We start from the raw sequence: 24,034 nt of genomic DNA on the forward strand, positions 1-24,034 counted from the left end.
TCGATGAGCGCCGGAAGCAACATCGGAGGAGGCACCGATGGAGTTTGAAGCCTTTACCGCAAGCGAGCTCGCAGCGTATCTCGGCGCCATCCCCAAGGTGCGCGCGCTGCTCGGCGAGCCGGACGATCTGGACGTCGCCGAAGTCGGCGACGGCAATCTGAATTATGTGTACTTCGTGACGAATGCGAAGACGCCGCAGCGCAGCGTCGTGGTCAAGCAGGCTCCACCCTTTTTGCGGCTGGTCGGCAAGACGTGGCCGCTGTCGTGTCAGCGCATGGAGCACGAAGTTGCGGCCCTGCGCCGCTTCGGCGCGCTTTGCCCGCAGCATGTGCCCAAGGTGTATCACGCCGACAGCCAGCGTTTTCTGATGGTCATGCAGCGGCTCGCGTCGCATTGCATTTTGCGGCAAGGGCTGATGAGCGGCATGACCTATCCGAAGCTCGCGGCGCATCTGTCCACCTATCTCGCGCAGACGCTCTTTCATGGCTCGGATCTGTTCCTTGCGCCCGACATCAAAAAGCAGGCGGTGAGCGCAGCCGTCAATGTCGAACTGTGCAGGATCACTGAAGATCTGGTGTTCACGTTTCCTTTCGAAGATCATCCGTCGAATATTTATAGCCCGGCCTTGCCGCTATCCGCGCTTGAACGTTTGAGAACGAACGAAGCGTTGCGCATTGCCGCGGGCGACATGAAGTGGGCATTCATGAATCGCGCGGAGACCTTGCTGCACGGCGATCTGCATACCGGCTCGATCATGGTCAACGAGGACGAGACGTTCGTGATCGATCCGGAGTTCGCTTTCTACGGGCCGATGGGTTTCGACATCGGCGCGGTGCTGGCCAATCTCCTTCTGGCCTATTTCTCGCGCGACTGGCATGGCCGTGCTGACGGAGGCGACCCGGCGGCTTACGAGGAATGGCTGCTGGCTCAGGTGATCGGCATATGGAACGGCTTTAGCGAGCAGTTCGTTGCGCTGTGGCGCGATCACGAAAGCCGCAGCGAGCGCCGCTTTATCGGCGGACAGGGGCAGACACGCGCGCTCGAAGGCTATTGCGCGCATTTCATGCGCCGCCTGCTTGCCGATACGCTCGGTTTTGCCGGCTGCAAGATGATCCGCCGCATCGTCGGCATGGCGAAGGTCGCCGACATCACGCGCATACCGGATGCGCAGGCGCGGGCGCGAATCGAAGTGCGTTGCCTGCGCTGCGCCGAAGCCTTGCTCGTCGAACGCGAGACGCTCACCGACATCGAGCAGGTCGCCATGCTCGCGCGCGAGATTCGCCGCGAGACGCCTGTACACGTTTAACGCACACGGAGCTTTCATGGTTGCGCAGTCCCTGTTCCCCGCGCTGGCCCCTACGATCGAATGGCGCGACGGCGATCTTCTGCTGCTCGATCAGACTCGCCTGCCGCATGAGATCGTCGTGGAGCATGTCGCCGATGCAGCCGCGGTATGGCGAGCCATTCACGAATTGCGGGTGCGCGGCGCGCCGGCCATCGGCGTCGCGGCGGCGTATGGACTGTGCGTCGCCGTTCAGGATGCCCGCGCATTGCCGCTCGCGCAGTTTCGGGCGGAACTCGAACGGCGCGCACGCTGGCTCGACACCGCGCGTCCCACTGCCGTCAATCTGAGCTGGAGCCTCAGACGCATGCTGCAACGTGCGCTCACGTGCGGCGCAAGCGATACCGCTGCGCTTTACGATGCGCTCGTCGACGAGGCGAAGCAGATCCATGCGGAAGACCAGGCGCTGTGCGAAGGCATCGGCCGTCATGGCATGCCGCTCATCGGACAGGGCAGCGGCGTGCTCACACATTGCAACGCGGGGGCGCTTGCCACGACTGGCCTCGGCACTGCAACCGCGCCGATTTATGCAGCGCATCGCGAAGGCGTGACCTTCAAGGTATTCGCGGACGAAACGCGGCCGCTGCTGCAAGGCGCGCGTCTCACCGCGTTCGAATTGCAGCAGGCGGGCGTCGACGTGACGCTGATCATGGACAGCGCGGCCGCTTCGATCATGTCGCAGGGACTCGTCGATCTGGTGATCGTCGGCACCGACCGCGTGGCGGCCAACGGCGACTTTGCCAACAAGATCGGCACGCTCGGGGTTGCCATTGCAGCGAAGCACTACGGCATACCGTTCTACGTGGCGTGCCCGTCGTCGACGCTGGACTTTCGCACGCCGAGCGGCGCGCAGATCGAAATCGAGGAGCGTTGCGACGAAGAGGTCACGCATATCGCGGGACAACGCACGGCGGCGCCGGGCATCAAGGTCCGCAATCCCGCATTCGATGTCACGCCGCAAGAACTCGTCACGGGTTTCATTACTGAACGCGGCATCGTGAGGGCGCCGTTCGAACGATCGCTCGGCAGTCTCTTTCCGGCGGCAGGGAACGCGGCATGAGTGCGGCAACAGAGCGCGCGTTGCGCCGGGACATTGTCGAGACCTCGCTCGAGATGGAACGGCTCGGCATCAACCAGGGCACCTCGGGAAACGTGAGCGCGCGCCTCGGCGATGGTTTTCTGATCACACCGAGCGGCGTGCCGGCGCGCGAGCTGCGCGAAGACAGCATCGTGTGGCTATCGCTCGACGTGGCCGACGACGCGGACGTGCTGCGCGAAAAGCGTCCGTCGTCCGAATGGCGCATTCATCGCGACATTCTTCGCGCGCGGCAGGAGATGCATGCGGTCGTGCATACGCATTCGATCGCGGCCACGGCGATGGCAATTCATGGACGCGACATTCCGGCGCTGCATTACATGGTGGCGGCAGCAGGCGGCGATTCGATTCGCTGCGCGCCGTACGCGCTGTTCGGCACACAGTTGCTTTCGGACCATGCGCTCACGGCGTTGCAGGACCGGCGCGCGTGCCTGCTTGCGCATCATGGCGTGGTCGCGCTGGGTGTCGATCTGGCGCGCGCCGTCTGGCTCGCGCACGAAGTGGAAGTGCTGGCAAGGCAGTATCTGCTCGCCTGTCAACTGGGAGCGCCGCCGCTTCTGTCGGGTGAGCAGATGGACGAGGTGCTCGAAAAGTTCAAGACGTATGGCAGGCGCAAGGAAGCCGAGCGTTAGCACGCTTGCTTGAAGGAAGTGGTCGTTCGCATCGCAGTGAAGAAATCCTACAACGGAGACAGCTATGGCCTGGAGTTCAGCAAGATTCGACGGATGGGACGTATTGGGTAAATCGACCTGCGCGGTGTTGCTGTGTGCGGCAGCCGCGCTTGCCGGGTGTTCGAAAAGCGACAACAGTTCGACCAGCAGCAGCTCGACCGGCAGCGCGAGTGAAGCCGCGAGTGCGCCGGCGAGCGCGCCCGTGGCGAACGCAGCGGGCGGCAAGACGAAGATCGGCTTCTCGGTCTCTACGCTCAACAATGCGTTCTTTGTCGGCCTCAAGGCGGGCGTGGAGAAGGGCGCCAAGGAGCAAGGCTTCGATCTCGTGCAGACCAATGCGAACGGCGACGCGCAGCAGCAGGTCAACGACGCCATCAATCTTCTGAGCCAGGGCGTGACAGCACTGGTACTCAATCCGATCGATTCGAAGGCCATCATTCCCGCTGTCGAAAAAGCCAATGCGATGAACATTCCGGTGTTCACGCTGGATCGTGGTTCGGATGGCGGCAAGGTCACGTCTTTTGTTGCATCCGATAACGTTGCGCTAGGGCAGACGGCCGCCAAATGGATCGCCGACCAGTTGACGAAGCGTTACGGCTCGGCGAAAGGCAACGTGGTCGACCTGATCGGGCTCGTCGGCACGACGGCCGCCACCGATCGCGAGAAGGGCTTTAGCGACGAGATCGCCAAGTATCCCGACATCAAGGTGGTCGCGCGTCAGGAAGGCGCATTCGATCAGGAGAAGTCGCTCAACGCGATGACCAATATCCTGCAGAAGTATCCTCAGATCGACGCGGTGTTCGGTGCTAACGACGACAACACCGTCGGCGCGGAAAAGGCCATCGACAATGCGGGCCGCTACAAGCCGCTCGACGACAAGCAGCACATTCTCGTGATCGGCGCGGACGGCACGGCGCAGGCACTGTCGGCGATTCGCGCGGGCAAGCAGGACGCGACCATTTCGCAGAACCCGATTCAGATGGCCGCCAAGTCGCTGCAATTCGTCGCGGATTACACCGCGAAAAAGGACGTGCCGGCGAACTATGCGTGGCCGACCCTGCTGATCGACAAGTCCAATATCGATTCGGATGCGACGAAGAAATATGGGCTGTGGTCCGAGGAAGTCAAACAGTAAGACGGGTCGCGGGCTGCGTTGCAGCGGACGGTGCGCGCAGCCCGCAAACGGAATGAGGCGACATGACAGTGCAAGCCGAAGAACGGGAGCGCGTGCCCGTCGAGACACCTGTGCCGCTGCTGCGCATGCAGGGCATCGTCAAAAGTTTTCCGGGCGTGAAGGCGTTACGCGGCGTGAGTCTCGAATTGCAGGCCGGGCATGTGATGGCGATCGTCGGCGAAAACGGCGCGGGCAAGTCGTCACTCGTCAAAACGCTGTCGGGCGCGTATGAGCCCGACGAAGGCACGATCGAAATAGACGGCGTGCCGCTGGCGCGCGGCACTCATGCGGCCATCGACGCAGGCGTCGCCGTGATCTATCAGGAACTCTCGCTGATCAACGACATGACGGTGGCGGAAAACCTGTTTCTCGGCCGCATGCCGGCGCGCAAAGGTTTCCTCATGCAGCGCGAAGCCAATCGGCTCGCGCGGGCGGCGCTCGCGCGCGTGGGCCTCGACGATGTGCCGCCGTGGATGCGCCTCGGCGATTTGCCGCTCAACAAGCGCCAACTGGTCGAAGTCGCGAAAGCCATTACGCGCGATGCGCGCATCCTCGTGATGGACGAACCGACCGCCGCGCTGCAAAGCCAGGACATCGTCAATCTGTACGCAGTGGTGCGCAGGCTGCGAGCGGCGGGCATGGGCATCATCTTCATTTCGCATCATCTCGAAGAGGTGTTCGAGCTGGCCGATTCGGCGGTCGTGATGCGCGACGGCGCGACTGTCGGCGCGCGTCCCATGTCGCAATGGACCGAAGCCGAACTCGTGCAGGCGATGGTCGCGCGCAATCTCGAGTCGTTCTATCCGTGGGAGCCGCGCGATTACGGCGATGTCGTGCTCGAGGTGCGTGATCTCGCCAGTGCGCCGCTGCTGCGCAATGCGAGCTTCAAGGTGCGCGCGGGCGAGATTGTCGGCATAGCGGGAATCGCGGGCGCGGGGCGCACCGAACTGCTGAAAACGATCTTCGGCGCGCTGCCTGCGACGGCCGGCGAGATACGCGTCAAGGGCAGGAAGATCTCGAATCATTCGCCGACCGAAGGCGTGCGTCATGGCCTCGTCTATACGTCCGAGGATCGCAAGCTAGAGGGGCTCGTGCTCGATGCCAGCATCGAGGAAAACATCGCGCTGTCCAGTCTGAAGGCGCTCGCCACGGGCGGATTCGTCAGCCGCGCCAGAAAGCGGAAACTGGCACGCGACGCCAGCACGCGCTTTAACGTGCGTTCGTCGTCGGTCCTGCAGGTCACGGGCACGCTGTCCGGGGGCAACCAGCAGAAGGTGATTCTCGGGCGCGCTACCGCCACGGAACCCGCCGTGATCATGCTCGACGAGCCGACGCGGGGCATCGACGTAGGGGCGAAGACGGAAATCTACGCGCATATGGTGTCGATGGCGCGCGCGGGCGCTGCGGTCGTCATGGTGAGTTCCGAATTGCCGGAACTGCTCGGCATGTCGGATCGCGTGCTCGTGATGTATCGCGGCAGCATCGTGACTGAAATTGCGCGCGACAACGCGCATTCCGAAGCTGTCATTCAATGGGCGACAACAGGAGCAGGCGCATGACCTCCACGGCAGCCAACCGCGCGGATACGGAGGCGCTGTCGCGCCGCGTGATTCGCCAACTGAGGAGCGGAATCGGGCCACTGTTCGCGGCGCTCGTGCTGATCTGCATCGCGTTGTCGATTGCATCGCCCGAGTTTCTGACGACCAGCACGCTGACCAACATCATGGTGCAGGTGTCGGTGGTCGGCATAGCGGCGGTGGGCGGGACCTTCGTGATCATCACGTCGGGGATCGATCTTTCGGTCGGCTCGCTCGTCGCGTTGACCGGCATGGTCGCCGCGACTGTGATGGCGGGGTCCACGCCGGGCGCGGTCGGCCTCGGCATTGCGGGGCTATGCGTGGCGCTCGCGGTCGGCGCAGCCGCGGGAGCGTTGAACGGCCTCGCGGTGGCGTGGCTGCGGCTCGTGCCCTTCATCGTCACGCTCGCGATGATGGCGATGGCGCGCGGCCTCACGCTCGCCATTTCGGACGGCCGCACCAAATTCGATTTCCCGAATGCCTTCACCGCGTTCGGCGCGAAGACGGTCGCGGGCCTGCCCATGCCGATGATCGTCATGCTGGTGATCTTCGCCATCGGCCATGTGTTGTTGCGCAAGACGACGTTCGGCCATCAGGTGTTCGCAGTGGGTGGCAATCAGGAAGCCGCGCGTCTTGCGGGCATCCCCGTGCATCGCGTCGTGTTCCTCACTTACATGCTGGCCGGCGTGACGGCCGCGATTGCCGGGATCGTGCTGGCGGGGCGGCTCAATTCCGCGCTGCCTTCCGCGGCCAACGGGCTGGAGTTGCAGGTCATCGCGGCGGTCGTGATTGGCGGGACGTCGCTTGCCGGCGGGCGCGGGTCGATCGTCGGAACGTTTATCGGCGTCGTGCTGATCGGCGTGATCAATGTGGGATTGTCGCTGCTCGGCGTCAATCCGTTCTGGACGCAGTTCATACAGGGCGGCGTCATCTTCGCGGCGGTCCTGCTGGATGCGCTCAGTCAGCGGCGCAAGCAGTAAGCGCCTTATTGCATCTGTGAAAGCACCCCAAAACCGGAGGAGCAGCACGTGAAGAAAATCATCAATGAACCGGATGTCTTCGTCGACGAGATTATCGAAGGGCTGCTTGCCGCCCATCCGGCGTGGATCAAAAGCGCAACGGCCGACAAGCGGGCGCTGGTCCGCAAGGACGCGCCGAAAGAGGGGCGCGTGGGCATCGTGACGGGCGGCGGTTCGGGTCATCTGCCCGGCTTTCTCGGCTACGTGGGCGAGGGTTTGTGCAGCGGCGTCGCGGTGGGCAACGTGTTCTCGTCGCCGTCCGCCGAGCAGATTCTGGAGGCGACCAAGGCCGTGAACGGCGGCGCCGGCGTGCTCTACGTCTATGGAAACTACGGCGGCGACGTGCTGAACTTCGATCTCGCCGCCGATCTCGCCGAGCCGGAGGGCATCGAAATTCAAACAGTGGTGCTGACCGACGACGTCGCTTCCGCACCGAAAGAACGCGCCGCGGACCGCCGCGGCGTGGCGGGCATGCTGTTCGCGTTCAAATGCGCGGGAGCGGCAGCGGAGCGCGGCGATTCGCTCGACGACGTGGCGCGCATCTGCGGCAAGGCGAACGCCAGTTGCCGCACCATGGGCGTCGGCCTGTCGCCGACGATCCTGCCCGCCGCCGGCAAGCCGACCTTCACGCTGCCTGAAGGCGAGATGGAGATCGGTATCGGTATTCATGGCGAGCCCGGCACGCACCGCGGCAAGCTCGAATCCGCGGATGCCATTGCAGAGCGCATCACGCGCGAAATTCTCGACGACCTCGACGCGGAGAAAGGCTCACGCGTGGCATTGCTCGTCAACGGCCTCGGCGCGACGCCATTAGAAGAGCTGTATCTGCTCTATCGACGTTCGGCGCGCCTGATCGCGGATCGCGGCCTGAAGGTGGTGCGCTCCTATGTCGGCGAATACGTGACGAGCCTCGAGATGGCGGGCGCATCCATTACGGTGATGCTGCTCGACGACGAGCTTCAGGCGCTGCTCGAAGCGCCGGCGAATTCGCCGTTCTTCCGCGACGGCACGGCATCCTGAAGAGGTCCGGCAATGACTGTATCCAGCAAGGAAATGCGTGAGGTTTTGACGCGCGCACTGAATGCGCTGCCGGCCCACGCCGACGAACTGCGCGAACTCGACGCGGCATTGGGCGACGGCGATCTCGGCATCACGGTACGCGCAGGATCGGCAGCGGTGGTGAAGGCGCTTTCCGCACTGCCCGACGAAGCATCGGTTTCGGAACTGCTGCTGGCTGCCGGCAAGGCGTTCTCGACCGCCAACCCGTCAACGTTCGCGGCGCTCGTGGGCGGCGGTCTGCTTGCTGCTGCCAAGGCGACGGCCGGGGTACAGAGCGCCGGGCGCGCCGACGCGCTGACGATCGGGCGCGCGGTGGCGGCTCGCATCGTCGAGCGCGGCAAGAGTCAGGTCGGCGACAAGACCGTGCTCGATGCGCTTGTTCCGAGCCTCGACACCTTGGAGGCATCGGAAGGCAGCGCCGTCGAACTGCTCGACGCGATGATCGCGACGGCGCAGGCGCAAGTCGCCGCCACGGCCTCGATGCAGTCGCGAAAAGGCCGTGCCGCCTGGGTGCGGGAACGGAGCATCGGCCATGCGGACCCCGGTGCGACCGCTTACGTGCGCTTTCTGGAGGCGCTGCGCACGGCGTTTGCCGCCTAGCACGTTCATTGACGGTGCGGGCGGGTTCGCAGTCGCGCTGCCCGCGCCGGAAGAAGCATTCGCGGACGCGGCGGTAAGTGTCGCCTGTCGCCGCGTCCGCAGGTTATCGCCCTTCCCGGTAACCGAAGCTCATGCCCCCGCACGTCCATAGCTAGTCCACGCTGCCTCCCGCGTGTCGACCCTACGCGGAGCATGCGCGCCTGCGCTTTGCTGGCGGCTTGCTCGCGTTCGAATGCGTGCCGCGCATGATTAGCGACACGCCGCCGCCCAGACTCCCTAATTCCCACTCTGCCGTTTTGATCACTTCGATCATAAAAATGAGCGATTTGCGCAAGTCTGCCGACCGCAGTACACTTGGATATGATCGTTTCAATCAAAAAAGTGACTGATCCGATCAAAACCCAATCAGAGCGGAGACTGGCATGGCCCAAATAAACATCAAGCGCGGCATCGAACGCGTACCCGGCGGCATGATGATCGTCCCCCTGCTGTTAGGCGCGCTCGTCGCGACCTTTCTGCCGGGCATGCCGAAGTTTTTCGGCTCGTTCACGAATGCGCTTTTCACTGGCGCGCTGCCGATTCTCGCGGTGTTCTACGTCTGCATGGGCGCGAGCATCGATGTCAAAGCGACCCCCTATCTGCTCAAAAAGGGCGGGGCGCTGTTTGTCACCAAGGTCGGCGCGGCAATCGTCGTGGGCGTCGTGATGGGACATTTCCTCGGTGAACAGCCGATTTCGTCCGGGCTGTTCGCCGGCCTGTCGACTCTTGCCGTGGTCGCGGCGATGAACGACACCAACGGCGGGCTCTACATGGCGTTGATGGGCCAGTACGGCCGTTCTGAAGATGTCGGCGCGTACACCATCATGTCGCTCGAATCGGGACCGTTCCTGACGATGGTCACGCTGGGCGTCGCCGGCCTGTCCGCGTTTCCGTGGCCCACGCTCGTCGGCAGCATATTGCCGCTTGTTTTCGGCATGCTGCTCGGCAATCTCGACCGCGAAATGCGGGCGTTTCTCGGCAAAGCCGTCCCGGTCATGATTCCTTTTTTCGCGCTGGCGCTCGGGGCCAGTCTGGACCTGCATAAGGTATGGCAGGCCGGCGTCCTCGGCATTGGTCTTGGCATCGCCGTCGTGATCGTTACCGGCATTCCGCTCTATCTCGCCGACCGTCTGACGGGCGGCACCGGAGTCGCGGGCACCGCCGCGGCGAATACGGCAGGCAACGCGGCCGCCGTGCCCGCGCTGATCGCCGCGGCCAACCCGGTCTACGCGGAAGCAGCGAAAAGCGCGACGCTGCTGGTGGCCGCCTGCGTGGTGGTGACCGCGATCCTGTCGCCGATCCTGACTGCCGCCGTCGCAAAACGCGTGCAGGTACGGCGCGAATCGAGGGAGCTGGCGCGATGAGCATGCTGATCATCGCCGACGATCTGTCCGGCGCGGCGGATTGCGCGATCGGTTTCGCGAGCGCGGGCTATCGCACGGTCGTCGCGCTCGAGGCGTCGGCGCAAGCGCTCGACGCCCATGCGGCCGACGTGATCGCCGCCGATACCGACACGCGCCGGCTGACGGCCGCCGAGGCCGCGCGGCGCACTGCGGCGGCGTGGCAGGCGTTGCGCGTACCGGGCCGGCGTCTGTACAAGAAGATCGACTCGACGCTGCGCGGCAATTGGGCCGCGGAAGTCGCCGCGCTGCAATCGCTCGCGGGTCTGGCGATCGTTGCGCCGGCATTCCCGGCGACCGGCCGGACATTGCGCGGCGGTCGTGTGTTGGTGCACGGCAAGCCGCTGGAAGGCACCGATACCTGGAAGCTTGAAAACGCCGGCCGCGCCGCTGACCTGCATGCGATGCTGGCGGAGGTCGGTCTGTCGACGGCGCAACTGAACGTGGATGCGTTGCGCGAAGGCGGTCAGGCGCTCACGGCGCGGATCGCGGCGGTGGCGGCGAGCGGCACGCAGGCGCTGATCGTCGACGCAGAGACCAGCGAAGACCTGCTGACGCTCGCGCAGGCCACCACCCAAATGGATCAGGCGTTGTTCTGGGTCGGCTCGGGTGGCCTTGCTCGCGAGATCGCGAGCCTTGAAGGCTTGTTCGGCGCGCGAGCGGCAGAAGAGACCACAAGCGCTTCCGAACGGCAGCGAGAGGAACAGCAGAAACAGCAGAAGCAGCAAGACCATTCGCCGGTGCTGGTGCTGGTAGGCAGCCTGTCGGCGGTATCGGAGCGGCAGTGCGCGATGCTGCGCGATCGCGCCGGCATGGCGGAACTGACGGTGCCGCCCGGCGTGCTGCGTGACGGCGAACGTCACGCGGACTGGGCGGCATGGCAGACGCGCATTGGCGAGGCGCTCGATACGCGCGCCGATCTCCTGCTGCGCATAGGCCGCGACGATGCGTTCGATCCTGCGGAAGGCGCGTTGCTGTCCGCGGCCCTTGCTGCGCTCGTCAAGCCGTACTTTGCGGCGCTCGGCGGCCTGATCGCCACGGGCGGCGAGACGGCGCGAGCGATGCTGAGCGCGGCCGGCATCGGCAGTATCGAACTGATCGCGGAGATCGAAGCGGGTGTGGCAGTCGGCAAGCCCGTCGCAACGTGCGCTTTGCGGCCGCATTTGCGTATCGTCACGAAGGCGGGCGCCTTCGGCACCGATCATGCGCTGTTCGCCGCCTGGCGCTATCTGCACGAAGCGCCGGCAGCACCGGTAGCGCCCGCAGCACCGGCAGCACCGGCAGCCGCCGGAACCGGATTACACGACTCGGCCTGATCGCCGCGTTGGCGTAATCAGGCAGGCAGGACTGGCAGGACAGCACAGACATCAAGGACCAGGCAAAACACCATGAGCAACTACCTTCCCGTAATCGGCATCACAATGGGCGACGCAGCGGGCGTCGGCCCGGAGATCGTCGTCAAGAGCCTTGCGCACGACATCGTTTACAAGCAGTGCCGTCCGCTCGTGATCGGCGATGCGCGCCGGCTCGAACGCGCGACTCAGATCGTTGGCGGCACAGCGAAGATCCGCCGTATCAAGGAGGCGGCCGAAGCGCGCTATGAGCCGGGCACGATTGACTGCATCGACCTCGATCTGATTCCCGACGATCTGCCGTTCGGCCAGTTGTCGGCAGTCGCGGGCGACGCCGCCTACCGGTTCATCGCGCGCGCGGTTGAACTCGCGGAGGCGAAGCAGATCGACGCGATCTGCACGGCGCCGTTAAACAAGGAAGCGCTGCACGCGGGCGGCCACAAGTTTCCCGGCCACACTGAAATGCTTGCGTACCTGACGGGCGTCGATGAAGTGTCGATGATGCTGGTAGCGCCGCAACTGCGCGTGATCCACGTGACGACGCACATCGGCATCATCGACGCGATCCGCAAGATCGAGCCGGGCCTCGTGCAACGCACGATCGAGCGCGGCAACGCGACACTGGTCAAGGCCGGCATTGCAAAGCCGCGTATCGGTGTGTGCGGCATCAATCCACACGCGGGCGAGAACGGCCTGTTCGGTTACGGCGAGGAAGAAGAGAAGATTGTTCCGGCAGTGAAAGTGTTGCAGGAGCGCGGCCTGGACGTGACCGGCCCGCTACCCGCGGATACGCTGTTCTTCCGCGCGGGCCGGGGCGACTTCGATCTCGTCGTCGCGATGTATCACGACCAGGGACATGGCCCGGTGAAGGTGCTGGGTCTCGAAGCCGGCGTGAACGTGACGGTGGGTCTCGAAGTCATCCGTACCTCGGTCGATCATGGCACCGCATTCGACATCGCGGGCAAGGGCATTGCCGACGAGCGCAGCCTGCTCGAAGCACTGCGCCAGGGCGCGGAACTCGCGACGCGGCGCGGCTGAACCCGCGCAATTAACGCCGAAGATCGCGTGCGAACCGTGGTGTAACATCGGCAGCCTTGTTACAGCAGAATCACACCCATGAAAGCGTCCGAGCGCCATCGCGCGATTCTCGAACTCGTCCTGACCGGCGACGCCAACGTAGAGCAACTGAGCGCCGCGCTCGGCGTGTCCGAGGCAACCGTCCGGCGTGACCTGACGACGCTCGCCAATCAGCGGCGGCTAGTACGCACGTATGGCGGCGCGACGGCGCTTATCGGCTCGCATGAACCGGAGGCATCGCTCGAGGAGCGCAAGGCGACGCAGCGCGATCAGAAGGAAGCCATTGCGCGTGCGGCCGCCGCGCACGTGCACGACGGCGATACGGTATTGCTTGACGGCGGCACCACCTGTGCAGCGCTCGCGCGGCATCTTGGCTCGCGTGCTGATCTTCATGTGGTTACCAACAACCTGCTTGCCGTCATGACGCTTGCCAATGCACCGGGCGTGCATCTGACGCTGATCGGCGGCGATCTGCGCAACTCGAGCATGAGCACGCTCGGGCCGCTCGCCGAACTTTCGCTGAGCCGTTTGAGCGTGGACAAGGCGTTCCTGGGCGCCGACGGCGTGGTTGCCGGTTTCGGGCTTTGCGAGGCCAGCGCGCAGCAGGCGTATCTGAAGGACTGCATCATCCGGCGCGCGGCGCAGGTCATCGTGCTGGCGGACGCCGACAAGCTTGGCCGCTCGCGGCAGCAGCATTGGACTCCGCTCGAGCGCGACTGGCGGCTTATTACGTCGAGTGTCGCGGACGAGGCGTGTCTCGCGCCGTTCAGGGCGCTTCAGCGCGTCGTGGTGGAGACGGCCGATCTCGAGAACGCGCCGCTCGCTGCCACGCCCCGCGAAGCGGCGGTTCGAGGTACTGGAGTCGCTCGGGATTGAGCAGCGACGGCTGGTTGTCTGTATGGGCCAAGCCGCGCAGCAACAAATTCCGCAGGAAACCGGAAGTCGCCGTTGTTTTGCTCAACGATGGCGTGACTCCATACGTCATGGCCGCGTTACTTCTGCGATTGCATTAGCGCACGACGTGAGCGGATGCCGCGTGGCCTCTCACGCGAAGCACGTTGCCTTCCGGCGTGGTTTGCCGCGGAATCTCGGACATGTCCGGTTCTTCGTTGCGCAAGGTCTTTTGCGCAATACCTTGCTTCGCCACGAGCCGTGGAGCAGTTGCCAGCGCGCGCGGCGAACGCACCTTTTTCGCGTGCAAGGCCACATGGCGTCGTACTGCGAGCCTGTGTGCGGTAGCCACCCGGTGCGGGGCAGTCGCGCGCGCCTCAGGCGGATTCCACACCTCCGAATAGGTGCCGGCCCCGAAAGCCATCGGCGCGAACGTCGCGGTCAGTAACGCAAGTCCAAGTTTTCTCACGATTCCCCCTGCCTGCCTGTCATTGCTGCCACTTTTTGCAAGCCATCGGCTGATGCATGCATCAGCTGTGGCAGCCTGCGCAATAGCGGCGGTTCCGTGTGGGATACTGTACATCCATACAGGTTTTATCGCAATGGGATCTGCTTGGGCTGGTCATGTCGGCAGCACGAGGAGCAAGGGCCCTGCGGGCGATGTGGCCCGTGACGAAGTCCTCGCACAGTTTCCGCTCCGTGTATGATTCCGGCGGCGAAGCTGTCACAGGCTGATTTGGTGCCTTGCGAGCAGGAACGGGGGCGTCGCCAGCGTCGTGGCGCGTGCGAATGTCTTGCCACTCGCCCAGCTTTTGCCGAGGCGTCCGGCCGTCGTTTTAGCTGTTCCGCGGCCTTGGCATCGAACCTCATGGTCGGCGCAGGTTTTCGGCTGGCGAGTGAAAAAAGCTACGCTAACGTCTTGAACTCAGCAACCTGCAGACGACCGACTACTGATACGAAAAGCCCTTATTTTAAGGGCATTTGACAAAGAAGCACCCCGCGCGATACGCCTCTCGCGGGAAGACGAAGGAACCGTCCTGAATGCTGGCAGAACAACGTCATCAATACATCCTGGCGCAAGTCGCCAAAACCGGCGCGCTTTCGGTCGCCGAACTGGTGCGCGAATTGAACGTGTCGCGCGAGACGATCCGCCGCGACCTTAACGCGCTGGCCGGGCGCGGCCTGCTCGTCACCACGCATGGCGGCGCGCTATCGAGCGACCGGCGCGAGCCCGACCTCGACACCCGTGAAGCCGCGAATGCGGGCGCGAAGCGTGCGATCGGCGAGCGCGCGGCGCAGTTCGTTCCGGACGGCGCGTCGTTGATCGTCGACTCCGGCAGCACCACGCAGGCCGTCGCGCGAGCCTTGCTCGACCGCCACCGCCTGTCGGTCTATACCAACGACTGGCGCATCGCGCTCTTGCTCGGCCGGCGCAATGACAATCGCGTCACGCTGCTCGGCGGCGAGCTTTCCGACATCGAAGACGCAACCTTCGGGCTCGATACCGTGCACCAGCTCACGCAATATCACGCGGACTTCGCCTTCATCGGCGCGGGCGGCATCTCGCCCGACGGCTATCTGACCGACTACAGCCGCATGGCCGCCGAGGTGCGCAGCCGCATGATCGCCGCCGCCGACACGGTCGTGGTCGTCGCCGATCATTCGAAGTTCGGCCGCGTGACGCCTGTGCGCATCAACGGTATCGAATCGGCGCGCTATCTCGTGACCGAGCTGGCGCCCGAGCGCTCGCTCGGCAAGGCCATCACCGATCATGGTCCGGAAATCGTGATTGCCTGAGCGACGCGCGCAAGCAGGCAGATGCCCAGGCCGCCGCGCCGTACGACGCGCGGCGGTTGCAAAAAGGCGCATGCAACACGCCCACACAACCGCCCGGTCACGCGTCCGCGCAATTCGTTCGCTGATACCCGCCACGCATCCGGCGGCAACGTCGGAATTCCCGGCATGTTCTCCTGGCACTTCGTTGCAGCTTGGCTATTATTGGCGAATTGTGTCGTTTTTTGGAATTCGACAGAATGGTCATGGCGTTGTCATCGAAACCTGTGATCCTTGCCGTGCCCATGCAGGCGCGGCAGGCAGCGCGAAGGTCGTAAGAAGCTGTATGCCGGGGCAAACATCACGCGTTCGGGTTGTCGGCAATCTGCAATCCACACGGGACAGCGGCGCCGGCGGCGGGCAACATGCAGGCAAACGAGCAATCAACACGCACGCAACGGTTACGCTAACAGCAAGCAACCAGCAAGCGAGCAGCACGCAGCGGACATGCAAGCAGCACGCAAGCAACAGATAAAAGCGCAAACGGCGCGGCCCACGCGCCGTTCAATCACAACAGGTATCGGGTTTTCCCGGCCGTCTGGTTTTAAGCCTTTCGGAGAAGCGACATGACAAAGACCAATTCCTCTCAAGCCACGGGCCTCGCACGCAAGCTGTTGCCGGCGCTGCTGGCCGCCACGTTGTTCGGCGGCGCGGCGATACAGGCGCACGCGGCCGACGCCGTCGTGCTCTACACCGCCGACGGCCTCGAAAATCTCTACAAGGACGTACTGCCGGCCTTCGAAAAGAAGGAAGGCGTGAAGGTGAACATCGTCACCGCGGGCAGCGGGGAAGTGGTGAACCGCGCGACCATCGAGAAAGATCAGCCGAAGGCCGACGTGCTCGTGACCTTGCCGCCGTTCATCCAGCAAGCGGACCAGAACGGTCTGCTGCAGGCTTATCAGAGCGCGAACTACAAGAACGTCCCGGCGATCGCGAAGGCATCCAATGGCGCGTGGGCGACCTTCGTGAACAACTACTTCTCGTTCGCGATCAATCCTGAAGTCACGAAAAACGCGCCGAAGACTTTCGCCGATCTGCTGCATCCCGACTACAGCGGCAAGATCGCGTACTCGAATCCGGCGACGGCCGGCGACGGCATGGCCGTGATCATCCTGACGTCGTCGCTGATGGGCGAGGACAAGGCGTTCGAGTATCTGAAGAAGCTCGAGCAAAGCGCCAAGTTCCACACCAAGGGCACGGGCTATCTGGACGTGCTGCTCTCGCGTAACGAAATCGCGTTCGCGAACGGCGATCTGCAAATGGATCTCGACGACGCGGCCAACGGCGGCTTGTCGCTCAAGCCGGTGTTTCTCGCGGCGGCGCCGGGCGGCCAGCCGACCACGTTCCAGTTGCCTTACGCGATCGGTCTGATCAAGAACGGTCCGAACCAGGCGCAAGGCAAGAAGCTGATCGACTATCTGATGTCGACGGAAGTGCAAGCGAAAGTGCCGGACATCTTCGGCATTCCTGGCCGCACCGACGTGCCGCTCGCCGGCAAGAACGGCGAAACGGTCAAGCAGGCCATCGCGGGCGTGAAGCTGATTCCGGTGGACTGGAATCAGGTCATGGCGAAGAAAGCCGATTGGACCGCGCGCTGGAAGAACGACGTGGTCGGTTCGTCGGGCAAGCAGATCGAAGTCGTCAAGCCGAAGTAACTTCGCAATACGCAGTAAATCTGGAACATGCAGCGCCTGCGCGATCTTTTTGAGCCGCCACGGCGCTGCACGCGCATCAATCTTGTTGGAGGATGAACCCGGTGAATACCGCCAGTCTTGCTGATCCAGGCGCGCTCGGCGCGTCGCCGGACGCCCTCGGCGCAGCGCGTTTGGACTCGCCCGGCGGCGTGCAGATCGACCATCTGACGGTGCGCTTCGGCTCGCGCACCGTGCTCGACGATCTGTCGCTGACGATCCAGCGCGGCGAGTTGCTGACCGTGCTCGGCCGCAGCGGCTGCGGCAAGACCACGCTGCTGCGCTTCATCGCCGGTTTCATCGAGGCGGACGGGTTGTCGGGCACGCTGACCGTTGCCGGTCACGATCTCACGCATGTATCGCCGCATAAGCGCAATCTCGGGCTGCTGTTCCAGAGCTACGCGCTGTTTCCGCATCTGTCGGTGTTCGAGAACGTCGCGTTCGGCTTGCGCGCGCGGCGCATATCGGCGAAAGACATCACGCGTCGCGTCGCCGATGCGTTGAAGCTCGTGCAACTCGGCGACGCCGGGCATGTGATGCCCGCGCAGCTTTCGGGCGGCATGCAGCAGCGCGTGGCACTCGCCCGCGCGCTGGTGATCGAGCCGGACGTGCTGTTGCTCGACGAGCCGCTTTCGGCCCTCGACGCCAACCTGCGCGCGTCGGTGCGCTCCGAACTCAAGGCGCTGCACGAGCGCCTGCCGCATCTGACGATTGTCTGCGTGACGCACGATCAGGACGACGCGCTGGTGCTCTCGGACCGCACGCTGCTGATGCGCGACGGACGCATCGCGCAACTCGGCACGCCGCAACAGTTATACGACGCGCCGGCCGACGCGTTCGTCGCGCGCTATCTCGGCGCGGCCAATCTGCTGCCGCCGCAAGTCGCTTTCAGCATGGACGACGCGCGCTATAACGAGCGTGAGCGCGTCGCTTGTCTGCGGCCCGAGGCGCTGCGCATCGTGCCGCTCGGCGAAGGGCACTTGCATGGCGCGATCGCGTCGGTGGAATGGTATGGCGCGGTGTTGTCGGTTTCCGTCATGCTCGACGCAATGCCGAACGAACCGGTGCTCGTCACGATGCAGCGCGGCCACGGCATGATGCCGGAGAAAGGCGCGCGTGTTTCCCTGCGTTATGAGGCTGACGATGTCGTCCTTATCAAGCCCTGAGGCGCCGGCTTCGCTGACCGCATCGGCGTCGGCTTCCGCAGCCGCCGACGCTCGCCGCAGCGCGAGCGCCGCTTCGCATCGCGCCGCGGTGAAGCGCCGCCAGCGCGCGGCGCAATGGCATCTGCTGTTCATCGCGGTGGTCGTGCTCGGACCGCTCGTCATCTATCCGCTCGTGCGGCTGGTGGCGCTGAGTTTGAGCGGGCCGCATGGCTTCGGTCTGCAAGCGTACGCGGCATTCTTCGGCAATCCGGAAACGCGCGGCGTGATCGGCACGACGCTATGGATTCTGTTCGCGAGCGCAGGACTCGCGTCGCTGCTTGGCGTGGCGCTTGCCTCACTGCTGTTCTTCAAGCCGTTTCCCGGCGCGCGCCTCGTCACGCGTTTTCTCGAACTGTTCGTCGCGTTCCCGTCGTTCCTCGTCGCCTTCACGCTGATCTTTTTGTACGGCTCGCAGGGCTCGGTGAGCATCGGCTTGCAACGGCTCTTTCATCTGCAAGCGCCGCCGCTCGATTTTCTGTTCGGCGTGGGCGGCGTGATTCTCGCGGAAGTCGTGTTCTACGCGCCGTTCGTCGTGCGGCCGACGCTGGCCTCGTTCGCCACGCTCGACATGCGCCTGATCGAAGCCGCCCGCAGTCTCGGCGCGAACGGCTGGATGGTCGCGTTCAAGGTGATCGTGCCGCTCGCGTGGCCGGGCATCGCGGCGGGCACGATCCTGTGCTTTCTGCTCACGCTCAACGAGTTCGGCATTCTGCTCGTGCTCGGCAGCGCGCATCTGATCACGTTGCCGGTCGCGATCTACAGTTCGGCCACCGTCGATCTCGATCTGCCGACGGCTGCCGCCGGCGCGGTCGTGATGCTCGTCATGTCTTTGTCGCTGTACGCGTTGTACCGCCAGGTCAATCGTCGCAAGGTGAAAGGAGCGGGTCATGGCCGATGAACTCGATCCGACCGTGCTGCCGGTCATGCATATGAAGGCGCGGCCGGTGCGCCGCAGTCTCGTCGTCAGAATGCTCGGCGGATTGTTCCTCGGCTTTGCGGCGCTGTTGTGCTTCTGGCTTTTCGTGTTGCCGGTGATCGTGGTCGCGCTATCGAGCGTGGCGGCTCACTGGTCGGGCACGATCCTGCCCGACGGCTTCAGCACGCGCTGGTTCGAGCGGCTCTCGTCGAGCGATTTCGACGCGCTGACGACGAGCCTCGAAATCGGCATGGGCGTCGCCGTGCTCGGCACGATTCTCGGGCTCTGGCTCGCGCTTGCGCTCGAAGGACGCGACCGGCGCGGCCTCGGCGCCTTCGTCGACACCATCGCGATGATGCCCAACGGCGTGCCGAGCGTCGTGCTCGGGCTCGCGGTGCTGATCGCGTATCACAAGCGGCCGGTGGATTTGTCGAGTTCGGCGGCGATCGTCGTGTTCGTGCAACTCGCGCTGGTCCTGCCGTTCTGCTACCGATGCGCGGCCGCCGCGCTGCGCCCCGAATTGACGGTTCTGCGCGAAGCGGCCGCGAGCCTCGGCGCGCCTCCGTCGATGGTGCTGCGCCGCGTCGTGCTGCCGCAACTCGTGCCGGCGATCCGCGCGAGTCTCGCGCTGGGCTTCGCGTTGTCGCTCGGCGAACTGGGCGCGACGCTCACGGTTTATCCGCCGGGCTTCGCGACGGTGCCGATCGTGGTCGTCGGTCAGGTGGAGCGTGGTTATTACTTGCCGGCGTCGGCGCTGTCGCTGATCTTGCTGCTCGTTTCGCTTGCCGCGCTGCTCGTCATTGCCGCGCGCGTGCCGCGTCGCCGGATCGACTGAGCCCGCATTCACGATTTCCCTGCTTGCGTTGCGCGTCTGGCTCACGAGACGCCGTCGCGCAAACGTCGTTTTCGATGTGGCGAAATTTGTCAAAATGACCGAATATATGCAAACTGCTTCTGTCGATCCGATTGATGTTGTGCGCAGGCATTCGCTGACGGCGCTGGTCCGCGACGAAATCGAAAGGCACATCGTCGAGGGCGAGCTTGCGCCGGGCGACAAGCTCAACGAAGCGGAGTGGGCCGCGCGTCTGCGCGTGTCGCGCGGGCCGGTGCGCGAGGCGTTTCGGGCGCTGGAGCAGGCGGGGCTCGTGCGCACCGAGAAGAACCGCGGCGTGTTCGTACGGACGGTGTCGCTCGCCGAAGCGGACGAAATTTACGCGGTGCGCGCCGTGCTCGAGGAGGCAGCGTGCCGCATGCTGGCCGCGAGCATCGACGCGCAACAACTCGCGGTGCTGCGCGACTGGCTCGACGCGATGCGCGCCGCGCTCGACACGCAGGACGCCGACGCGTATGCGCGTGCCAACGTCGCGTTTCACGATGCGATCGTGGCGGCGGCCGGCAATGTGAAGCTGTATGAGACGTATCGAAGGCTGGTGAGCGAGCTGAGTCTCTTTCGCCGCGCGGCGCTGGTCGTGCATGCCGACGCGATGGAGCGCTCGCTGGCCGAGCATCGCGCGATTCTGACCGCGCTGGCTTCACGCGACGCCGCGCGTGCCGCGGCGCTGATGCAGGCTCATGTGCACGGCGGCTTGCAGCGCGCGCATGCGGCGTGCGAGGAAGGCGGTGCCGCGGCAGGCCAGTTGGATGCGGCGCGATTTACGCCGGCGTCGGACGAGTGAAGCGATGAAGTGGTCATAACCGATTGGCTCGAGCACGCGTGCGCGGCACGCAGGGACGGGAACAATGGCAAGCACGAACGAAGAAACGGTTGGGCGGATGATCGAAGTCAACGGCCGCCGCTACAGGCTGCCGTCGCGGCCGACGGTCGTGGTGTGCGTCGACGGCTGTGAGTTCGATTATCTCGAGGCGGCGGTCGCGGCCGGCGTTGCGCCGTTCATCGGCAAGATGCTGAAGGGCGGCGCGGCCTTCAAGGGCGATTGCGTGATCCCGTCGTTCACCAACCCGAACAATCTGTCGATCGTGTGCGGCGTGCCGCCTTCGGTGCACGGCATCTGCGGCAATTACTTCTGGGACCCGGACGCGAACGATGGTGCGGGCGCCGAAGTGATGATGAACGATCCGGCCTATCTGCGCGCCGGCACGTTGCTGGCTGCCGCGAGCGAAGCCGGCGCGGCGGTCGCCGTCGTCACCGCGAAAGACAAGTTGCGCCGCTTGCTGGGCTGGCAGTTGAACGGCATCTGCTTTTCGGCGGAAAAAGCGGACACGGTGACGCGCGCGGAAAACGGCATCGACGAAGTGCTCGATCTGGTCGGCTTGCCGCTGCCCAACGTGTACAGCGCGGCGCTGTCGGAGTTCGTGTTCGCGGCGGGCGTGCGGCTCGCGCAAACGCGCACACTCGACCTGATGTATCTGTCCACGACCGATTACATCCAGCACAAATTCGCGCCGGGCACCGAAGGCGCGAACGCGTTCTACGCGATGATGGACGGCTATCTCGCGCAACTCGACGCGCTCGGCTGGGTGATCGGACTGACCGCCGATCACGGCATGAACGCGAAGCACGATCCGCAAACCGGCGAGCCGAACGTGATCTATCTGCAGGACGTGCTGGACGAATGGCTCGGCGCTCGCAGGGCACGCGTGATTCTGCCGATCACGGACCCGTACGTGGTGCATCACGGCGCGCTCGGTTCGTTCGCGACAATCTATTTGCCACGCGATGTGAGCGCCGCGCAGGTGATCGAGCGTATTCGCGGCCTTGCGGGAGTCGAACTCGTGCTCGATAACCGCGCCGCGTGCGAACGCTTCGAGTTGCCCAACGACCGCGTCGGCGACATTGTTGTGATCGGCACGAAGCATGTCGTGCTCGGCACGCGCCGCGACGAGCACGATCTTTCCGGATTGACCGTGCCGTTGCGCTCGCATGGCGGCTTGTCGGAACAGGAAGTGCCGCTGCTTTTCAATCGGCGCGTAGAGGGATTGCCGACCGCGGACAGTGGCCGGCGGCTGCGCAACTTCGATATCTTCGACGTCGCATTGAACCGCGTGTCGGCATCATGAACACGACGCTGCGGGACCATCCGGCCTTCCGGGCGGAAACGCTGCGGCTCGAAGGCGAACGCGCGGCGCGTCCTCACTCGTTCGACGTGTTCGATCCGTACACGGGTACGCGCGTGGGCACGGCCGCGCTTGCAAGCGTCGACGATGTGCGCGCCGCGTTCAACTACGCCGCGGCTTATCAGCCGAAGCTCACACGCTATGAACGCTCGCAGATTCTCGAGCGCGCGGCCGCTTTGTTGCGCGGGAGAACCGAAGAGGCGTCGGATCTGATCTCGCTGGAATCGGGTCTGTCGAAGCAGGACTCGCGATATGAAATTGGCCGCGTCGCCGACGTGTTCAAGTTCGCCGCGATGGAAGTATTGCGCGACGACGGGCAGAGTTTCGCGTGCGATCTGACGCCGCACGGCAAGCGGCGGCGCGTGTTTTCGCAGCGCGAGCCGCTCGCCGGCGTGATCGTCGCCATCACGCCGTTTAACCATCCGATGAACCAGGTCGCGCATAAGATCGCGCCGGCAATCGCGACGAATAATCGCGTCGTGGTGAAGCCGTCGGAGAAGGTGCCGTTGTCGGCGCTTTATCTCGCCGACATTCTGTACGAGGCCGGTTTGCCCGCGCCGATGTTGCAAGTGCTGACCGGCGACCCGCGCGAAATCGCCGATGAACTGATCACGCATCCGCTGGCTGAACTCGTCACCTTCACGGGCGGCGTGGCGATCGGCAAATACATCGCGGCGAAGGCGGCGTATCGGCGTGTCGTGCTCGAGTTGGGCGGCAACGATCCGCTGATCGTGCTCGACGACGCCGATCTCGAGCGCGCGGCGACGCTCGCCGTGCAGGGCTCGTACAAGAACTCGGGTCAACGCTGCACGGCGGTCAAGCGGATGCTCGTGCAACAACGCGTCGCGGCGGATTTCGCCGAGCTGGTCGTCGAGAAGACGCGGGCCTGGCGCTTCGGCGATCCATTCGATGCGGCCAATCAGATGGGCACGGTCATCGACGTCGCGGCGGCGCAGCTTTTCGAATCGCGCGTGAACGAGGCGATTGCGGGCGGCGCGCGTTTGCTTGCCGGCAATCGGCGCAATGGCGCGCTGTATTCGCCGACGGTGCTCGACAGAGTTGAGCCCGAAATGAGCGTGGTGCGTGAGGAAACCTTCGGGCCGGTGTCGCCGATCATCACGTTCGACACGCTCGACGACGCTATCCGCATCAGCAACGGCACGCGATTCGGTTTGTCGTCGGGCGTGTGCACGAACCGACAGGACGCGATCACGCGTTTCATCAACGAGTTGCGGGTGGGCACGGTCAACGTGTGGGAAGTGCCGGGCTATCGGATCGAGTTGACGCCGTTCGGCGGAATCAAGGATTCGGGGCTCGGCTATAAGGAAGGCGTTCAGGAAGCGATGAAGAGCTTTACCAATCTGAAGACTTTTTCTTTACCGTGGGAGTGACGGCGTGGCACTGAGTGTGAGCGACATCCGTTCGCTATTCGAGCAATATGGCGGCATCGCTTATAGCGGCGAACCGGTCACGCAACTCCAGCATGCATTGCAAAGCGGCGTGTTAGCGGAAGAGGCTGGCGCGAACGACGAACTCGTCGCCGCTGCGTTTTTGCATGACCTCGGGCATTTGCTCAATCTGCAAGGCGCGACGCCGACGGAGCGGGGCATCGACGATCTGCATCAGTACTTCGCGTTGCCGTTCCTACGGGCCGTGTTGCCGGACGCGGTACTGGAGCCGATTCGCCTGCATGTGGACGCAAAGCGCTGCCTTTGCGCCATCGACGACGCGTATTTCGACCAGCTTTCCGCCGATTCGGTGCGAAGTCTGCAGTTGCAAGGCGGGATCTTCAGCCGCGACGAAGCCGAAGCGTTTCTCGAGAAGCCGTACGCACAGGACGCGCTGCGTCTGCGTAAATGGGACGACCGCGCAAAAGAAGAAAATCGCGCGACGCCGGGCATCGATCACTACCTCGCAGTGGTCGAGCGCGTCATGCATACGCGCGCGATTGCGGGAGTTTGAACGGTCCGGTTTTCATCGCTCGTGACGACCGTTCTCGAGCAATTTCCTTATGTGG

At 64.3% G+C, this 24,034-nt stretch carries 22 protein-coding genes; 21 read left to right on the plus strand and 1 reads right to left on the minus strand.

Features of this window, described 5'->3' with window-relative positions; all coding sequences use genetic code 11:
- Positions 1 to 37 precede the first annotated feature (37 nt).
- The 12 genes from mtnK (at position 38) to P0D87_RS18145 (ending at position 13,282) form a co-directional block, all read left to right on the plus strand.
- A complete protein-coding gene (gene mtnK, locus P0D87_RS18090) occupies positions 38 to 1,306 on the plus strand; it encodes an S-methyl-5-thioribose kinase (RefSeq protein WP_053860204.1) in 1,269 nt (422 codons plus the stop codon).
- Positions 1,307 to 1,322: 16 nt separating this feature from the next.
- The gene (mtnA, locus tag P0D87_RS18095; protein WP_053860205.1) at positions 1,323 to 2,402 is read left to right on the plus strand and encodes an S-methyl-5-thioribose-1-phosphate isomerase; all 1,080 of its coding nucleotides are present in this window, start codon (positions 1,323 to 1,325) and stop codon (positions 2,400 to 2,402) included.
- Positions 2,399 to 3,070: an L-fuculose-phosphate aldolase gene (locus P0D87_RS18100; protein WP_053860206.1), complete on the plus strand. Its 672-nt coding sequence runs from the start codon at positions 2,399 to 2,401 to the stop codon at positions 3,068 to 3,070. Before mtnA ends, P0D87_RS18100 begins: the two co-directional genes overlap by 4 nt.
- Positions 3,071 to 3,134: 64 nt before the next feature.
- On the plus strand, positions 3,135 to 4,244 hold the full coding sequence (locus tag P0D87_RS18105; protein ID WP_006049726.1) for a sugar ABC transporter substrate-binding protein: 1,110 nt from the start codon (positions 3,135 to 3,137) through the stop codon (positions 4,242 to 4,244).
- Positions 4,245 to 4,306: 62 nt separating this feature from the next.
- Complete coding sequence (locus tag P0D87_RS18110) at positions 4,307 to 5,842, plus strand: sugar ABC transporter ATP-binding protein (RefSeq protein ID WP_053860207.1); 1,536 nt, start codon at positions 4,307 to 4,309, stop codon at positions 5,840 to 5,842.
- Positions 5,839 to 6,840 (plus strand): ABC transporter permease, encoded by a 1,002-nt coding sequence (locus tag P0D87_RS18115; RefSeq protein ID WP_006049724.1) that lies wholly within the window; start codon positions 5,839 to 5,841, stop codon positions 6,838 to 6,840. Before P0D87_RS18110 ends, P0D87_RS18115 begins: the two co-directional genes overlap by 4 nt.
- Positions 6,841 to 6,888: 48 nt before the next feature.
- Positions 6,889 to 7,899 carry a dihydroxyacetone kinase subunit DhaK gene (locus tag P0D87_RS18120; RefSeq protein ID WP_053860208.1) on the plus strand — a complete coding sequence of 337 codons (1,011 nt, stop codon included), beginning with the start codon at positions 6,889 to 6,891 and terminating at the stop codon, positions 7,897 to 7,899.
- A 12-nt stretch (positions 7,900 to 7,911) separates the two neighbouring features.
- Positions 7,912 to 8,538, plus strand: coding sequence for a DAK2 domain-containing protein (locus P0D87_RS18125; RefSeq protein WP_053860209.1), 627 nt, complete (start codon positions 7,912 to 7,914; stop codon positions 8,536 to 8,538).
- Between the two features lie 422 nt (positions 8,539 to 8,960).
- The gene (locus P0D87_RS18130) at positions 8,961 to 9,941 is read left to right on the plus strand and encodes a 2-keto-3-deoxygluconate permease (protein ID WP_029970314.1); all 981 of its coding nucleotides are present in this window, start codon (positions 8,961 to 8,963) and stop codon (positions 9,939 to 9,941) included.
- Positions 9,938 to 11,293: a four-carbon acid sugar kinase family protein gene (locus tag P0D87_RS18135; RefSeq protein WP_053860210.1), complete on the plus strand. Its 1,356-nt coding sequence runs from the start codon at positions 9,938 to 9,940 to the stop codon at positions 11,291 to 11,293. Before P0D87_RS18130 ends, P0D87_RS18135 begins: the two co-directional genes overlap by 4 nt.
- 72 nt (positions 11,294 to 11,365) lie before the next feature.
- On the plus strand, positions 11,366 to 12,367 hold the full coding sequence (gene pdxA / locus P0D87_RS18140) for a 4-hydroxythreonine-4-phosphate dehydrogenase PdxA (protein ID WP_029970316.1): 1,002 nt from the start codon (positions 11,366 to 11,368) through the stop codon (positions 12,365 to 12,367).
- A gap of 78 nt (positions 12,368 to 12,445) precedes the next feature.
- Positions 12,446 to 13,282, plus strand: a complete 837-nt coding sequence (locus tag P0D87_RS18145) for a DeoR/GlpR family DNA-binding transcription regulator (protein ID WP_053860211.1) — start codon at positions 12,446 to 12,448, stop codon at positions 13,280 to 13,282.
- 133 nt (positions 13,283 to 13,415) lie between these two features.
- Here P0D87_RS18145 and P0D87_RS18150 read toward each other — a convergent pair whose 3' ends face one another.
- Entirely contained in the window at positions 13,416 to 13,766 is a 351-nt protein-coding gene (locus P0D87_RS18150) for a hypothetical protein (protein ID WP_053860212.1), read from the minus strand.
- A gap of 572 nt (positions 13,767 to 14,338) precedes the next feature.
- On the opposite strand from P0D87_RS18150, the gene P0D87_RS18155 reads away from it, so the two are divergent.
- From P0D87_RS18155 to P0D87_RS18195, 9 genes are all read left to right on the plus strand, one after another.
- Complete coding sequence (locus P0D87_RS18155) at positions 14,339 to 15,094, plus strand: DeoR/GlpR family DNA-binding transcription regulator (RefSeq protein WP_006053235.1); 756 nt, start codon at positions 14,339 to 14,341, stop codon at positions 15,092 to 15,094.
- Between the two features lie 602 nt (positions 15,095 to 15,696).
- A complete protein-coding gene (gene phnS / locus P0D87_RS18160; RefSeq protein ID WP_029970318.1) occupies positions 15,697 to 16,785 on the plus strand; it encodes a 2-aminoethylphosphonate ABC transporter substrate-binding protein in 1,089 nt (362 codons plus the stop codon).
- 101 nt (positions 16,786 to 16,886) lie between these two features.
- Positions 16,887 to 17,987 carry a 2-aminoethylphosphonate ABC transport system ATP-binding subunit PhnT gene (gene phnT, locus P0D87_RS18165; protein WP_053860844.1) on the plus strand — a complete coding sequence of 367 codons (1,101 nt, stop codon included), beginning with the start codon at positions 16,887 to 16,889 and terminating at the stop codon, positions 17,985 to 17,987.
- Positions 17,965 to 18,924, plus strand: a complete 960-nt coding sequence (locus tag P0D87_RS18170) for a 2-aminoethylphosphonate ABC transporter permease subunit (RefSeq protein ID WP_053860213.1) — start codon at positions 17,965 to 17,967, stop codon at positions 18,922 to 18,924. The genes phnT and P0D87_RS18170 overlap by 23 nt, the downstream gene beginning before the upstream one ends.
- Positions 18,914 to 19,777, plus strand: coding sequence for a 2-aminoethylphosphonate ABC transport system, membrane component PhnV (phnV, locus tag P0D87_RS18175; RefSeq protein WP_006053231.1), 864 nt, complete (start codon positions 18,914 to 18,916; stop codon positions 19,775 to 19,777). The genes P0D87_RS18170 and phnV overlap by 11 nt, the downstream gene beginning before the upstream one ends.
- A gap of 94 nt (positions 19,778 to 19,871) precedes the next feature.
- Positions 19,872 to 20,618, plus strand: a complete 747-nt coding sequence (locus P0D87_RS18180) for a phosphonate utilization associated transcriptional regulator (protein ID WP_053860845.1) — start codon at positions 19,872 to 19,874, stop codon at positions 20,616 to 20,618.
- A 64-nt stretch (positions 20,619 to 20,682) separates the two neighbouring features.
- Positions 20,683 to 21,960, plus strand: coding sequence for a phosphonoacetate hydrolase (phnA, locus tag P0D87_RS18185; protein ID WP_053860214.1), 1,278 nt, complete (start codon positions 20,683 to 20,685; stop codon positions 21,958 to 21,960).
- Positions 21,957 to 23,408: a phosphonoacetaldehyde dehydrogenase gene (phnY, locus tag P0D87_RS18190; protein WP_053860215.1), complete on the plus strand. Its 1,452-nt coding sequence runs from the start codon at positions 21,957 to 21,959 to the stop codon at positions 23,406 to 23,408. Before phnA ends, phnY begins: the two co-directional genes overlap by 4 nt.
- Before the next feature lie 4 nt (positions 23,409 to 23,412).
- On the plus strand, positions 23,413 to 23,979 hold the full coding sequence (locus P0D87_RS18195; RefSeq protein ID WP_053860216.1) for a phosphonate degradation HD-domain oxygenase: 567 nt from the start codon (positions 23,413 to 23,415) through the stop codon (positions 23,977 to 23,979).
- The last annotated feature ends 55 nt before the right edge of the window (positions 23,980 to 24,034 follow it).

Origin of the sequence: Paraburkholderia sp. RL17-368-BIF-A, from assembly GCF_046054045.1 — a bacterium.
In the GTDB taxonomy this organism is placed as follows: Bacteria; Pseudomonadota; Gammaproteobacteria; order Burkholderiales; family Burkholderiaceae; genus Paraburkholderia; species Paraburkholderia graminis.